15 protein-coding genes and 1 tRNA gene are annotated in these 13,143 nt (G+C 50.5%); 9 read left to right on the top strand and 7 right to left on the bottom strand.

Going from position 1 to position 13,143, the window contains the following annotated elements; translation table 11 throughout:
* Window positions 1-33: 33 nt before the first annotated feature.
* Entirely contained in the window at window positions 34-1,464 is a 1,431-nt protein-coding gene (locus Psch_RS14240; protein WP_243124127.1) for an FAD-binding oxidoreductase, read from the top strand.
* Entirely contained in the window at window positions 1,457-2,668 is a 1,212-nt protein-coding gene (locus Psch_RS14245; RefSeq protein WP_190258557.1) for a (Fe-S)-binding protein, read from the top strand. Before Psch_RS14240 ends, Psch_RS14245 begins: the two co-directional genes overlap by 8 nt.
* 480 nt (window positions 2,669-3,148) lie before the next feature.
* Here the strand turns inward: Psch_RS14245 and Psch_RS14250 are convergent, their stop codons facing one another.
* Both Psch_RS14250 and Psch_RS14255 read right to left on the bottom strand, forming a co-directional pair.
* Window positions 3,149-3,679, bottom strand: a complete 531-nt coding sequence (locus Psch_RS14250) for a hypothetical protein (protein ID WP_190258558.1) — start codon at window positions 3,677-3,679, stop codon at window positions 3,149-3,151.
* A 30-nt stretch (window positions 3,680-3,709) separates the two neighbouring features.
* Window positions 3,710-4,855, bottom strand: a complete 1,146-nt coding sequence (locus Psch_RS14255) for a trypsin-like peptidase domain-containing protein (protein ID WP_243124128.1) — start codon at window positions 4,853-4,855, stop codon at window positions 3,710-3,712.
* Window positions 4,856-5,027: 172 nt separating this feature from the next.
* On the opposite strand from Psch_RS14255, the gene Psch_RS14260 reads away from it, so the two are divergent.
* The 3 genes from Psch_RS14260 to Psch_RS14270 all read left to right on the top strand — a co-directional run bounded on the left by Psch_RS14260 (window position 5,028) and on the right by Psch_RS14270 (window position 6,813).
* A complete protein-coding gene (locus Psch_RS14260; protein ID WP_190258559.1) occupies window positions 5,028-5,699 on the top strand; it encodes a SanA/YdcF family protein in 672 nt (223 codons plus the stop codon).
* 179 nt (window positions 5,700-5,878) lie between these two features.
* Window positions 5,879-6,289 (top strand): universal stress protein, encoded by a 411-nt coding sequence (locus tag Psch_RS14265; RefSeq protein WP_190258560.1) that lies wholly within the window; start codon window positions 5,879-5,881, stop codon window positions 6,287-6,289.
* Between the two features lie 149 nt (window positions 6,290-6,438).
* On the top strand, window positions 6,439-6,813 hold the full coding sequence (locus tag Psch_RS14270) for a hypothetical protein (RefSeq protein WP_190258561.1): 375 nt from the start codon (window positions 6,439-6,441) through the stop codon (window positions 6,811-6,813).
* Window positions 6,814-6,919: 106 nt separating this feature from the next.
* Here the strand turns inward: Psch_RS14270 and Psch_RS14275 are convergent, their stop codons facing one another.
* On the bottom strand, window positions 6,920-9,355 hold the full coding sequence (locus tag Psch_RS14275) for a Lon protease family protein (RefSeq protein ID WP_190258562.1): 2,436 nt from the start codon (window positions 9,353-9,355) through the stop codon (window positions 6,920-6,922).
* Between the two features lie 263 nt (window positions 9,356-9,618).
* Between Psch_RS14275 and Psch_RS14280 the strand changes: the two genes are divergently transcribed.
* Window positions 9,619-9,707, top strand: a tRNA-Leu gene (locus Psch_RS14280).
* 91 nt (window positions 9,708-9,798) lie between these two features.
* On the opposite strand, the gene Psch_RS14285 is transcribed toward Psch_RS14280, so the two are convergent.
* The 4 genes from Psch_RS14285 to Psch_RS14300 all read right to left on the bottom strand — a co-directional run bounded on the left by Psch_RS14285 (window position 9,799) and on the right by Psch_RS14300 (window position 11,863).
* Window positions 9,799-10,686: a tyrosine-type recombinase/integrase gene (locus Psch_RS14285; protein WP_190258866.1), complete on the bottom strand. Its 888-nt coding sequence runs from the start codon at window positions 10,684-10,686 to the stop codon at window positions 9,799-9,801.
* A gap of 10 nt (window positions 10,687-10,696) precedes the next feature.
* Window positions 10,697-10,957: an Arm DNA-binding domain-containing protein gene (locus tag Psch_RS14290; RefSeq protein WP_190258563.1), complete on the bottom strand. Its 261-nt coding sequence runs from the start codon at window positions 10,955-10,957 to the stop codon at window positions 10,697-10,699.
* A gap of 271 nt (window positions 10,958-11,228) precedes the next feature.
* Complete coding sequence (locus tag Psch_RS14295) at window positions 11,229-11,453, bottom strand: helix-turn-helix domain-containing protein (protein WP_190258564.1); 225 nt, start codon at window positions 11,451-11,453, stop codon at window positions 11,229-11,231.
* 50 nt (window positions 11,454-11,503) lie between these two features.
* On the bottom strand, window positions 11,504-11,863 hold the full coding sequence (locus tag Psch_RS14300; protein ID WP_190258565.1) for a hypothetical protein: 360 nt from the start codon (window positions 11,861-11,863) through the stop codon (window positions 11,504-11,506).
* Window positions 11,864-12,187: 324 nt separating this feature from the next.
* Between Psch_RS14300 and Psch_RS14305 the strand changes: the two genes are divergently transcribed.
* The 3 genes from Psch_RS14305 to Psch_RS14315 are packed head-to-tail and all read left to right on the top strand — an operon-like array spanning window position 12,188 to window position 12,853.
* Window positions 12,188-12,442: a helix-turn-helix domain-containing protein gene (locus Psch_RS14305; RefSeq protein WP_190258566.1), complete on the top strand. Its 255-nt coding sequence runs from the start codon at window positions 12,188-12,190 to the stop codon at window positions 12,440-12,442.
* A complete protein-coding gene (locus Psch_RS14310; protein ID WP_190258567.1) occupies window positions 12,405-12,632 on the top strand; it encodes a type II toxin-antitoxin system HicB family antitoxin in 228 nt (75 codons plus the stop codon). The genes Psch_RS14305 and Psch_RS14310 overlap by 38 nt, the downstream gene beginning before the upstream one ends.
* Window positions 12,629-12,853, top strand: a complete 225-nt coding sequence (locus Psch_RS14315) for a type II toxin-antitoxin system HicA family toxin (protein ID WP_190258568.1) — start codon at window positions 12,629-12,631, stop codon at window positions 12,851-12,853. The genes Psch_RS14310 and Psch_RS14315 overlap by 4 nt, the downstream gene beginning before the upstream one ends.
* Window positions 12,854-13,143: the final 290 nt, after the last annotated feature.

The following is a 13,143-nucleotide window of genomic DNA, read 5'->3' on the forward strand; positions in this document are numbered from 1 at the left end:
TCAACTTCTCAGTTAACAAACGAGGTGGAGAGTTTGGGCCATCAGGACCTTGGCGTGGAACTTAAGAGGATATTTCCCCCGGAACGGGTTCTCACCTCTGAACTTGAACGCAGGATGTACAGCTACGACAGCTCGTTCATGGCCAGGTTCCACAGTTTCGTGCCGGACGCGGTGGTACTGCCCCGATCCACTCAAGAAGTGTCCGCCCTAATGAAATTGGCCTCACAGCGGCGCATACCGGTAATTCCGCGCGGCGCCGGCAGCGGTGAGACCTGCGGCTGCCTGGCGGTGCGCGGCGGAATTGTGGTCGACCTCTCCGCCTGGGACGCCATCGAGGAGGTTGACGTCGCCAACATGCAGGTTTTTGCCAGGCCCGGGGTGGTCCACTATAAGCTGAACGAGCACCTGGCAGGCTTCGGACTGTTCTTCCCCCCCGACCCCGGCAGCACCCGCATGTGCACTGTCGGCGGGATGGTCGCCAATAACTCCAGCGGCCTGCGGGCGGTTAAGTACGGGACTACGGAACAGTACGTGCTCGGCCTGGAGGTGGTCCTGCCGGACGGACAGGTGATCCAGACCGGGGGCTCCAACAACTGCCGGGCTTTGAAAAACGTCTCGGGACTCAACCTGACCAAACTGTTCGTGGGGTCGGAAGGTGTCCTGGGTATTATCACCAGGATCCGCCTGCGGGTATGGCCGCGCCCCAAGGCGCGAGGCATGGCCATGGCAGTATTCAGCGAACTGGAACAGGCCCCGGCGGCCGTTCTCGACGTGTATCAGTCCGGCATTCTCCCCTCCGGTATTGAAATCCTCGATACTTCGGCCATTCAAGCCATTAATATGTACAAACCCGAAATAAATCTCCCCAGCGCCGAGGCCATCCTTATTTTCGAAGTGGACGGCAACCCGGCGGGGGTAGCCTGGGAAGGGCAGCAGATTGCTGAAATAGTTGGCAGGCGCGCTGTTTCTGTGGAATGGGCCACCGACCCGGCCAGGATGGCCGACCTCTGGCGGGGCCGCAGCGTTGTGGCCGTCGCCGCAGCCAGACTGCGTCCGGACGGCAGCAGGATCTTCGCCGGCGAGGACATCAGCGTCCCCTTAAGCCGGGTAACCGAAGCTTTGCGCCGGATCAAGGAATTGAGCCGGAAACACGACGTGGCAGTGGTAAACTACGGCCATATCGGCGACGGCAACATCCATACGGCCCCCGTAATCAACCTGGACAGCAGCGCTGAGGTGCAGCGGGCCAATGCCCTGGTGGATGATATACACCGTTTGGCCATTGCCATGGGAGGCTCCACTACCGGTGAGCACGGGGTTGGCGCCGTAAGAAACCAGTATACCATGGACGAGCATGGTGAAGCGGCGCTTGTCATGAAACAACTGAAGGAAACATTGGACCCCCTTAACATTATGAACCCAGGCAAACTTTTGCCCCCGGAAGGGGGCAAGGACCGTGCCTGAGGACCTGGAAGGGTTAAAAGAACAATACCTGCGCTGCGTGCGCTGCGGGCAGTGCCGCTCGGTCTGCCCTGTTTTCGAGGTGGTAAAGAACGAGACTGCCACCCCGCGCGGCAAGGTTTTTCTGGCACACCTTTTGGCAACCGGTGAAATAGAAGCGAACTCACAAGTACAAGCCCAACTCTCCCGGTGCCTCCTCTGCCGTTCCTGTTCAAAGGAATGTCCTTCCGCCATTCCAGTCCACCAAATCGTTACCGCTGCCCGTGCCGAGCTCGCCGTAAAAGTGCCTTCCCCGGTGAAAAGGCTGGTATTCAGGAAAATCTGGACCAGGCCGCGCCGCCTGGCTCTTGCAGCGGGGGTAACCCGCAATATCCAGGCCCTGGGCCTGGACAAACTGGGCCTTTACTTACGCCTGCTCCCGCCTGGTTTTGCCCTGCCGGGACGCCTGCCCCGCCGGCCCGCGCACACCATCATCCCCGCTATAACACCGGCCACCGGAGAAACCAGGCTGCGGGTGGGCTATTTTCTAGGCTGCTCCACCAACTTCCTGTTCCCCGCCGCAGCGGCAAGTACAGTGGCAGTCCTCTCCAGCCTCGGCTGTGAAGTGGTCATTCCTCCGGAATTAAAATGCTGCGGCCTGCCCCAACTGGCAAGCGGCGAAGCAGCTGCCGCCTCCGCCCTCGCTTCAGCCAATAGCGAAGTTTTTCGGCGTCTTAATGTGCAGGCCGTGGTCAGCGACTGCGCTTCCTGCACCGCAACCCTCAAAGAGAGTCCGGAATTCGACGGGCTCAAGGTGACGGAACTGTCGGAGCTGCTGCTTGAATTAATTCAAAAGTACAGCCCGGGGCTAAAACAAATTCAAAAACCGGTAACCTATCACGACCCCTGCCACCTGGCCAAAGCGCAGGGGATTACGGCCGCGCCGCGAGAACTGCTGCGCCTTACCTGCATGGATTTCAGGGAAATGGACGGCGCCGCGGACTGCTGCGGCAGCGGGGGCGCCTTTGCCCTGTACCACTACCGGACCAGTATGTCCATCCTGAATAAGAAAATTGCCAACATAAAAAAAAGCGGCGCGGAAATCGTCGCAACCTCCTGTCCCACCTGCATTATGCAACTGCGCCACGGACTGGCCGCCCACGGCTGTAAAACCGATGTGGTCCATACGGTCGAGCTGCTGGGAAAGACATTGGGACGTGAGACGTGAGACGTGGGTATATTTTTCAGTCGCCGGTCGTCAGATGTCCGACGTCGGAATATGTTGTTGTATACTGCATTCCTATTAGCTTCATGGCAGGGGGACGGTTCGTGACAGTGGGAATACAAGCCCACCATCAAATATATTCTTTTTTATGAATTTGCATTCGTACGGACTGTTTTGTTGACCAGCAGTCCGTTGCATATTTGCAAACATATTGTAACTGAACTGCACGTCGTAACATATTATAGCAAATATAGGAACAGGGCACATTTACATAATTATAAACTTTTTAACAAGGGGGCCTCGTTAATGGATTCTTCATTCGTTCAGCGCAGGCAAACATTTTTTGCCAATTTCTTAGCTTTTTTTTCTTTTATCCTATCAGTAATTAAGTTTTTCTTCCGTTTACTCAACCGGTTGGTTGGTTAAAAATTCAAGCCGGAACAACCCGGCTTTTTTGTTGGAATAATATTTTGGAAAGGGCCGTCAGAAGATTTTCTTCCAGGGTTCCCCTTGTTCCCGGTCAAGCCGCCGCGATTCCCACTCCACATCATCCCTGATCAACGGTTCCTGCAAAAGTTCCTCCCAGGCCAACCGGGCCCGGACCAGAAAACGTCGTTCAAGAAGACCCAGGTCGCCTGCCTTAACCAGCGGGCAAAGCAGGGAGGCCGCCTGGTCAAGCCTCATCTCAAGATTTCCGTCAGGAGTCAGGTAAGGTACGACGGGAAAAGTCCGGCAGGCAAAAGGCCTTTTATCTCTGGGACATGCGCCGTTACAACTGACAAAGCTAACGCTGCCGGTCCAACTCGGGCAAAACTCGTATTCCTCCGTAGAGTGCTCCTGCCAGCATAACCATTCCTCGTTTTTGTTGAACATTACCTCCTCACCCGGCAGCAAGTACATCCCCACCCCCTGCTCCCACTCCGAACAGCAGGCCGCGCCACAGATTTTGCCGCAATCCGCCGCGAGGGGCGTTACATCCTCCAAAAGCCTGTAAATTCTTTTCCAGTTAATCATCCATGTACTCCCAAAGCTATTACACATATTTTAATTGATATTCCTGGGTTTCTCTGCGATGGTTATGCTCACGCTACGAAGCTCCTTTTTGCGAACCACGAGGGCATTGACACTGGCGTTGACCTGACAGGCTTTAATCGCAGCGACCAGATCGTCTGCGTTGCCGATCTTGTTCGCGTTGAATTCCATAATCACGTCACCCTGTCTCAAACCTGCTTTATCAGCCGGGCTGCCGCTGATAACTCCTACCACCAGCGCTCCTTCAGCCTTATCCAGCCCCAGGGAACGGATGGCGTCCTCGTCCACGGAACGGACCTGCACACCTATCCAGGGCCGTACGGCAATAACGTTATTTTTGAGGTCCTCCAGCACCCGCGCAACGGTACTGGTAGGAATAGCAAAACCGATCCCCTGGGCCTCGGCGTTGATGGCCGTATTAATCCCCACCACTTCACCCCGCAGGTTTAAGAGAGGCCCTCCACTGTTGCCGGGATTGATGGAGGCGTCGGTCTGGAGCAGGTTTTCGTACTGGCGGTCGTTCACCGCAATCGGTCGTCCCTTGGCGCTGATTACACCGGTCGTGACCGTGTGATCCAAGCCGTAAGGATTGCCAATGGCAATGACCCAGTTGCCGACCCTGATCTGGTCTGAGTTGCCCATGGGCAGGAAAGGCAAGTCTTTACCCGCATCCAGTTTTAGAAGGGCGAGGTCCAAATCGTAGTCCGCGCCCACCACCCTGGCCGGCAGATCCTGATCAAAACCGGTCACAGTGACGGTAATCTCATCAGCTCCGTCAACAACATGCTCATTGGTTAAAACATAGCCGTCAGCCGATATAATAAACCCCGAGCCAAGGCCCTCTTGCTCCCGTTGCCTTTGGGGAAGCCCGAAAAATTGGCGAAAAAACGGGTCATCCACAAAGGGATTGCCGGAAGCTCCGGTATTTATCCGGGTCGATATCTTCACCACAGCAGGGCTGGTTTGAGACACTACATCAGCGATGGCGTCAGGCCCCACCCCCGGCAACTGTTCAGCAGTAGCAAGACCGCCTCCCTCATCCCCCTGTTTTGCGGGATATAAATCCTTGACAAGCTGGCAACCTCCGGCGAACATCACTCCAGCGATTAAAGCTGCCACCGCAACAATAACAAGAGTACGTCTCCAGTTTGTATACAAACTCTTTCCCCCCTGCGTAGTATTCCTTAATTATCATAGCACAAGTTTTTTTTTGAACAATAAAGAAATTCTCAAAATAAGACCACCCCAGGCAATATTGTTTTGTACCAATGTCACAAAAAAGCGCTGAGCCGGGTTATATACTACAGGTAAAAAAAGGTGGGATTATTCGATGACTTTTTGGTCAAAAAAGGTAGTCCTGTGGTTGTTGCTTATCGCTGCAGGATTAACTGCCGGACTGCTTGCCGTCGACCGTTTTGTCCAGAAAAGGGGAGCGGCATATATCGTCGCTCAGGGCAGTTGCCCCAACCTGCAGGCGGCTGTCGTTTTGGGCGCTTACGCTTCGCCGGACGGCTGGCTCTGCCCTATGCTCGCGGACAGGGTAACAACCGCGGTGGAGCTATATAAGGACAAGCGTGTGCAAAAAATCATCATGTCCGGCGACCACGGCCGTACAGACTACGACGAGGTTAACCAGATGCGCAGGTACGCGGAAAAATTGGGCGTACCGCCTGAGGATATCTTCATGGACCACGCCGGCTTCTCCACCTTTGACAGCTTGTACCGGGCCAGGCAGGTATTTTTGGTGGATTCCGCGGTGGTGGTAACCCAGTCCTACCACCTGCCGAGGGCAGTATACGCCGCCAGGGCTCTAGGTATTGAGGCGGCCGGCGTGTCCGCCGACAGGCAATTGTACGCCGGCGCCTGGTTCTACAGCCTGCGAGAAATACCTGCCCGCCTTAAAATTTTTGCCCAAATCCACCTGCTCCATGCCAAACCACGCTTTCTGGGAGAAGTAATTCCCGTCAGCGGGGACGGACGGCAAACAATGGATGGGCTTTAAGCAATCCGGCCTGACCGCTTTTAGCATTTTGGATGTAGTCTTTTTGGGGGGAAGAAAAATAATACGCAACAACGGCTGCACTAAAGTTGAACATGTTTTTGGATCCAGTCCGGTCCTAACTTGCAGGATTTTGGAAGAGTATAAGGAAGTAATATTTAATCAAAGAAAGGGGTGCAGGTATGTATAAAAAAATACTTATCCCCGTGGACGGATCCGAAAAAGCGTCTTTGGCTGCCCGTCAGGCAGCCGAACTGGCTTCCATACTTGGCTCCGAGGTTACGCTTTTTCACGTGGTGCCGATCCTGCCGGTGGATCGTTTTCGCAGTATAGTGATTGAGGAGTCAAGGCTCCAGGGTAAAGAACTGCTGGAGCAAGCAAGAAAGGAATTAGACCAATTCAATATCACAATTGACACTGACATGGTTCCCGGCCATCCGGCAGATGCAATTTGCCTGAAAGCAAGAGTTGACAAATATGACCTGATTATCATGGGCAGCAGAGGTCTCAGCGGCGTTAAAGGTTATCTGATGGGGAGCGTTAGCAGCGCCGTTACCCGTTATGCCCCTTGCTCGGTTCTTATAGTACGTTGATAAAAAAACGCAGCCGCAATAAAATGTCTGCGGGGCGCGCCCCGTCTCAAGCTCCCCTCCATATTATGATATATAGTGTTCCTATGTTAATAGATATATAATAGAATGACCAACGGAATCAGTCCCCGCGAGAAAGGAGGTCTTAAACGGTGATCAGTGTTGAGCTGGCTAAAGAACTGGCAAAGTATTTACCCTGGGAGCCAAAGGTTGGCGACCTTACCATAGTCTACGGTGATGGTGGAGAAGAGATCATTGAACCGATTATACCCAAGCATGAAAAGGAGAACAAAATCGTCCTGTCCCTGCGCAACGTTGGCCACCTGATCTGGCTTCCCAGGCTTACCATGCTGCTCTACGAGCTAAAAAAACGAGCCGGTAAAGGCTTTTCTCTCTCTTACGACAAGGATACCGACAAGTGGCGCTATCAAGACGATTGTTTCGAAAGCTGCCACGACAACCCGGAAGATGCGGCAGCCACAGCCCTGCTCAGGCTGCTGCAGAAAGAAGAACACAAAAAAGCATGAATTCTCACCCACATTTGAGCAACATTTTAGCGGCCGAAATGTTTTCGGCGCAGTTACTTGAAAAACTTTTCGGCTTGACGCTGTAAAGAGCCCCGAGGGGCTCTTTTTATTTCACCTGACCCGCCGTTTTTTTGCGCCGGGTATTAGCCCCCGCCTTGCGCAGACCTTCGTTGTATGCGTGGATTTTTTGGTCGACCAGGCGGAACACGGTGCCGTCCGGGTAGTTGCCGTATTCCCCCGGCTGACCCGCCGGCACGCCGCTTAGAAGCTCAATCCCCTCTTCGATGTTTCTGACTGCGTAAATATGAAACAGGTCATTTTTTACAGCCTCTACCACATCCTCTTTGAGCATCAGGTTGCTCAGGTTTTGCACCGGGATAACCACGCCCTGGTCGCCGGACAGGCCCTTGGCCCGGCACAGGTCAAAAAAGCCTTCAATCTTTTCAGTAGCGCCGCCGATCGGTTGAATTTCACCGAATTGGTTGACCGAACCGGTTACAGCCAGACCCTGCTTCAAAGGAAGGCCCGCCAGACTGGACAAAATAGCATATAGTTCCGCGCTGGAAGCGCTGTCCCCCTCCACCCCGTCGTACAACTGCTCAAAGGTAATTTGGGCCGTAACCCCCAGCGGCTTGCCCTGGGCAAACTTGCCGCCCAGGTAACCTCCAAGGGTTAGCACTCCCTTGTTGTGGATGTTACCGCTCAAGTTCGTTTCCCGCTCAATATTTATCACACCGCCGCGCCCCATATAGGTCCTGGCCGTAATGCGGATTGGCCGCCCAAAAGTGTAATCACCAGAGCTGCTTATAGAAAGGCCGTTGACCTGACCCACTACAGCGCCGTCGGTATTAATCATTATAGTTTCCTGCAGTACCATCTCCTGCAGCTTTTCTTCGATCCTGTTGGAGCGATAAATCTTTTCCTTGATAGCCTTGTTGACGTGTGAGCTTTCCACATACCTGGAATTTTCCACCTTTGCCCAGGCCGCGGCCTCACTGACTATTTCAACCACCTCATTAAAGCGAGTGGAGAGCTTGTCCTGGGCTCCAGCCAGACGCGAGCAGTGTTCAATCAGCCTGGCCAACCCCTCCCTGCTGAAGTGTTTCAGGTTTTCCCGCCGGCAGACCGAACTAATAAAAGAAGCATAATGGCGAAGATTTTCCGGACTACGGAGCATTTCCGTATCGAAGTCAACCTTTACCTTGAACAGCTTTTGAAAATCTTCGTCCAAGCTGTAAAGCAGGTGATACAATACCGGATTGCCGATCATGATTACTTTAACGTTCAGGGGAATAGGCTCCGGCCTGAGGGTAGCCGTAGGTACCAGACGGTACTGCTCTCCAATGTTTTCGACCATGGCTTGGCGGTATTTCAGCGCTTTTTTTAGTGTATCCCAAATGAAGGGGTCAGCCAAAACGTCTTTTGCCTGCAAGATCAGGTACCCGCCATTGGCACGGTGAATGGCGCCCGGCTTGACCATCATAAAGTCCGTATTCATGGACAGTACCTGGCTCCGGTATTCAATTTTCCCGAAAAGGTTGTAATAGCTGGAACTGGGCTCAATAACGACCGGAGCTCCTCCGTTCAGCCCGTTATTCACGAACAGGTTTACTTTGTAACGGTTAAAAGGGTCCACTTCCTCCTGGGAGAGCTGTAATAGCTGCTGGGCAGGATGAGATTCGGAGCTTTTGAACAAATCCAGTTTACCAGTTAAGTCTTTCAGGACTATTTCAAGGTAATTGAGAACAGCAGGGAATTCTTTGTACTTTTCCTGTAGTTTGCCGAGCAGTGGCCCGGCTGCAAATAGAGCGATCTGCTTCTCCAGTTCGTCAATTTGTTCCTTTGCCTGTTTTTCCAGCATCCGACCGGTATGGAAGGCGCCTTCCAGCTTTTTCCTCAGTTTACGGCCTTTCTCTTCCATGTCCCACCTCTGCTGGGGAGGCAGTTTCTCATAATCCTCCTGGGACAGCGGCTCTCCGTCCTTGAGGGGTATAAACACCACCCCTTTGGATGTTTGCTTGACGTTAAAGCCGGCTTCTCCGGCCTCCTCTTCAAGCTGTTGAAAATAGCCGGCCATTTTCTGGCTCACCGATTGTACGATGGCGTCCTTTTGTTGTTCATAGTCCCCGCCTTCAAAGGCCTTTGGTAAGGCTACGCGCAGGTCGGACACAAACTCTTCCATGCTCTTTTGGAAACCACGGCCCTCGCCTGCCGGCAGGGCAACAGCCAGGGGACGGTCCGGCTCGGCGAAGTTGTAAATATAACACCAGTCACTGGGCTGGGACCGTTTTGACGCCGTCTGAGCAACAACCGCTTGAACGTAAGTGCTCTTGCCGGTGCCGGGCTGGCCCACCACAAAAATATTGTAACAGGGGGCATCCATGGCCAAGCCGAACTGCATCGCGCGCACAGCCCGCTCCTGTCCGATAAAACCGTCAAGAGGCGGCACATCCTCAGTAGTCATGCAGAAATCAAGTTCCTCCGGCTTACAGGCCCTTCTCAGCCTTTCAACTGGAACCCTGTGCAATTCCAAATTATTCATAACGGAGCCCCCTCAGTATCAGACTTTTTTCTAAGGCTAATGATATAAATACTACGTTATTTGAAGACCACCTTCTTTACCGCCTTTTTAACTTTTTTTATTGGCTTAGATACCCTGGTTCTCAAAAATAATAAGCCCGCCATGAGGCGAACCCGCTTCAAAAGGATGACACTACCACGAAACGGTGCCAAAGGTAGATTTGCTGTCATTGACATAGGCAGCGGCAAATGCTAAAATATCTATGCGCTATGTAAGAGCCATATGCCCGAGTGGCGGAACTGGCAGACGCACAGGACTTAAAATCCTGCGGGGATTAAACCCCGTACCGGTTCGATTCCGGTCTCGGGCACCAAATATCAAGGCTTCCAGGGTTTTGGAAGCCTTTTCCTTTTGCCTATTTTTTTATTTTCGGTAACATTTCAGTAACATTTGTTTTTTGGGAGTCACTTTTTAAAAAGAATATCATCTAATCTATCAGCGGCTTCCTTCTGTAAATTAGGTGCAATGTGGGAATACAGGTCCATAGTTATACTTATGTTGCTATGCCCTAGCCGTTCAGATACTACCTTTGGGTGTTCTCCTTGCTGCAGGAGGAAACTCGCGTGAGCATGCCGTAGTTGGTGAAAGGTTACTTTATAGCCTGCATTTTCGGTAGTCTCCTGAAACCTCTTTGTCACTGTGGCCGGAATAATAGGTCGCCCATCCTGCAAACAACAAACAATATCTTTGTCCTCGTGGCCCTCACCAAAAGCAAGCTTTTTCTTTTTCTGCTCTGTTTTATAGGCCTTTAGCGTTTTAACTACGTTTGGTGATATTGCAACCGACCGCTGGCTTGTTTTGTTCTTGGGCTCCTTAAAGAACACTCCTTCTTCTTTTGTAACGTAAAGGCCTCGCCTAATATGAATAATTCCTTTTTTAAGGTCAACGTCATTCCAGGTCAACCCCAGTATTTCAGCGCGCCGTGCTCCGGTTGTTACCGCCAGGAACACCGGCATATACATATAAATTCCTTTAAATAGGTCTATAATTTTGTTGGCATCAGCTACCGGCAGGAATTTAATTTCATGCTTAACCTTCCGCGGGGGCTTTACCGCATCGGCAGGGTTACGGGGTATCATTTCCAATTCGAGGGCATGTTGTAGGGCTTCCCTTAACACTCTGTGGTGCTGGCTTACTGTCGTAGGGCTCAAACCAACGCCCAGGGCTTTCGTTTTGCCATCTTTCCGGCCACTCTCCAGGGCCTTATCGTAATAGTCCCTTATGTGCTTCGGCTTTAAGTCCTTTAATGGGATCATACCCAACTCCGGAATAAGGTGTTTTTCGATAATCATTTTATGACCTTCATAGGTGGTGAGAGCAAGATTTTGCTTCCCGTAGGATTTTAACAGTTAGCCATTCCCGCAGCGTCATTTTAGCTGGTTCGCTATAGGTTCCCTTATTAACATCGTTGATAGTTTCTGTTAACCAGTTGTCAGCTTCTTTTTTGCTCTTGAAGGTTTTCTTCTTAAGCTTTTCCTTGCCGGTCACAGGATCCGGCACTCTCAGCATAGCACTATAGGTGTCACCGCGTTTACCTTCATTTTTAATAACTGTTCCTCGCATAATAAACCCTCCTCGCATAAAAATATGCGTACACACATGCCCCCGCTAAGGTAGCAGTAAAACCTTCACAACCTTTCAACCTTCACAAACCGTGCCGTTGCTGGATTTTTTACTGAAGGTTGCTTTCAATGAACCTTCACAGTGAAGGCTTACAACCGTCATTTTAATATTATTGGAGCGGGACATTGCCCGCCACGTTAAGGAAACATTTCCTTAACGTGAATAGCGTCTGCCCCTGCTTTTATTCACATCCAATAACCTGGCTAGAAAACTATTTCTCGGCCTTTTCTTTTTTCTTGGCCTCAATCCACTGGAGAAAGTCCTGTTTGTCGACTCGCTTTGAGAACCCTATTTCAAAATTAGGTATACCACCGAAATCTGGTTTTAGTTGGAACAGTTCATACACTCTGCGACGCGAAATACCGAGATAGTCAGAAATATGTTGGGCTGTCAAGATATCGGGTAATGATTCAGCAGTATAGTTTTGTTTGGGCATTTTAATCTAACCCCCCCCTCACTTTGATGGTAGCCTAAAGTTTGGAATTTTTACTCGACCCCTATAGCCTGACTTAATAGATTTTTGCTCTCATCAACATAATTACTTACAATGTCAATAAATTTAAAAATGTAATCATATTCCCAATACCATTTTTGAGCTTGGGCCTTGCGCATAGCATTACTTGGGGTCCTGGCACTAGATATTAAACTGGGATCTGGTTTTTCATGAAACCCATATTCCTGCAACCAATGGTTTAATAACGTGTCTGCCTTTTCAAGTTTCAAAAGAGCGTTCTCAATAGCAACGGTTTGCTCAAAGAGTTCTTCTTTTGATTTCTTAATATCATTTTGAGAATCTTCTGCTCCGAATGCTACGGTTACCCTGTTGTTTAAATTTTTAATAGCCATAGTGAACCCTCCTGTCAAATAATTGGAAACATTGTATTTTGACATTTTCCCGCAGGAGGTTTTATAATATGAACAACTCCTTTGGGGGTGGACACAGGAAGGACTTGCTTTGGCGGGCTGGCCTTCCTGTTTTTATTTTTATAAACTATCATCCCCCTCGTTATGCATACCATAAACTGCAATATGCCTACTAGTTACTTCACATTGTAGCCCCTGAGCTATAAATTGTCAACTACATTTTGCAGTTATGTGTCGTCATAATGTAGAAATTAATTTGCATAATGCATAGTATTTGCTATAATTACATTGAGGTGAATGCTAGTTATGGAAATAAAATGTAATTTGAGTACTATTATGGGTTCAAGACGCTTAAAAATCGTGGACCTTCACAATCTAACGGGTATAGCCAGGGATACAATAAGCTCCCTATATAATGAAAAGGCAAAAGGAATAACGTTTGAGGTAATGGCCAAACTTTGTGCTGCCCTTGACTGCCAGCCAGGAGACTTGTTTGAATATATTAAGGAGGAGGCTGCCACCGATGCCACGCAAGTTCAAAGTTATCCTTACCTGGGATAATGACGCTCAGGTCTATGTTGTAACCGTTCCCGCTTTACCGGGCTGTCTTACCCAAGGCAAGGACAGGGAGGAAGCGCTGGAGCGGGTCCAGGAAGCCATAACAGGCCATATTGAAGCTCTAAAGCTAATAGGACAGCCGATCCCTCAGGGAGATGTTGAATTTGCTGAAGTGCAGGTCAGTGTTTCATGACTAGGATGCCCAGGGTTACCGGTAAGAAGGTTGTAACAGCCCTTAAAGGGGCTGGATTTATTGTGGTCAGAGTAAATGGAAGCCATCACCACTTATATAAGCCGGGTAGCAACCTGGTAACAGTACCTGTTCACGCCGGGGAGACCTTAAGCCCTATGCTTATCAAAAGCATTTTAGAGCAGGCGGGCCTCACCATTGAAGAATTCATAGAATTGTTATAACCCCGCTCCTCCCGGTGCCGAGCCTTTCCTTTAACGGTTAGGAAACACGCCTTTTACAGAGAAGGGAACGCAGATGGTTTTTTTTTATAAACAGGTAATTTCTTTGCAATGCAAAAACGCAGTTGTCAGATTTACCTTTGGGCACAAATTCCACATTGATGTGGAATTTGGCATTGTTCAAAAACCGTCCGATTTCTAAATTGGTCAACGTTGACCAATTTATCCCGATGTGCAAAAACCAAAGTTTCATGCAAGTAGCAAAAGATTTTCAGATTCGCCAACGTTGTCGG

Source organism: Pelotomaculum schinkii (assembly GCF_004369205.1).
Lineage (GTDB): Bacteria > Bacillota > Desulfotomaculia > Desulfotomaculales > Pelotomaculaceae > Pelotomaculum_C > Pelotomaculum_C schinkii.

Coding starts and splice junctions, on each gene's coding strand:
- Psch_RS14310 (WP_190258567.1), top strand. CDS start 12,405: ATGCCACGCAAGTTCAAAGTTATCCTTACCTGGGATAATGACGCTCAG.
- Psch_RS14275 (WP_190258562.1), bottom strand. CDS start 9,355: ATGAATAATTTGGAATTGCACAGGGTTCCAGTTGAAAGGCTGAGAAGG.
- Psch_RS14295 (WP_190258564.1), bottom strand. CDS start 11,453: ATGCCCAAACAAAACTATACTGCTGAATCATTACCCGATATCTTGACA.
- Psch_RS14260 (WP_190258559.1), top strand. CDS start 5,028: ATGACTTTTTGGTCAAAAAAGGTAGTCCTGTGGTTGTTGCTTATCGCT.
- Psch_RS14315 (WP_190258568.1), top strand. CDS start 12,629: ATGACTAGGATGCCCAGGGTTACCGGTAAGAAGGTTGTAACAGCCCTT.
- Psch_RS14250 (WP_190258558.1), bottom strand. CDS start 3,679: ATGATTAACTGGAAAAGAATTTACAGGCTTTTGGAGGATGTAACGCCC.
- Psch_RS14305 (WP_190258566.1), top strand. CDS start 12,188: ATGGAAATAAAATGTAATTTGAGTACTATTATGGGTTCAAGACGCTTA.
- Psch_RS14265 (WP_190258560.1), top strand. CDS start 5,879: ATGTATAAAAAAATACTTATCCCCGTGGACGGATCCGAAAAAGCGTCT.
- Psch_RS14285 (WP_190258866.1), bottom strand. CDS start 10,686: ATGATTATCGAAAAACACCTTATTCCGGAGTTGGGTATGATCCCATTA.
- Psch_RS14300 (WP_190258565.1), bottom strand. CDS start 11,863: ATGGCTATTAAAAATTTAAACAACAGGGTAACCGTAGCATTCGGAGCA.
- Psch_RS14290 (WP_190258563.1), bottom strand. CDS start 10,957: ATGCGAGGAACAGTTATTAAAAATGAAGGTAAACGCGGTGACACCTAT.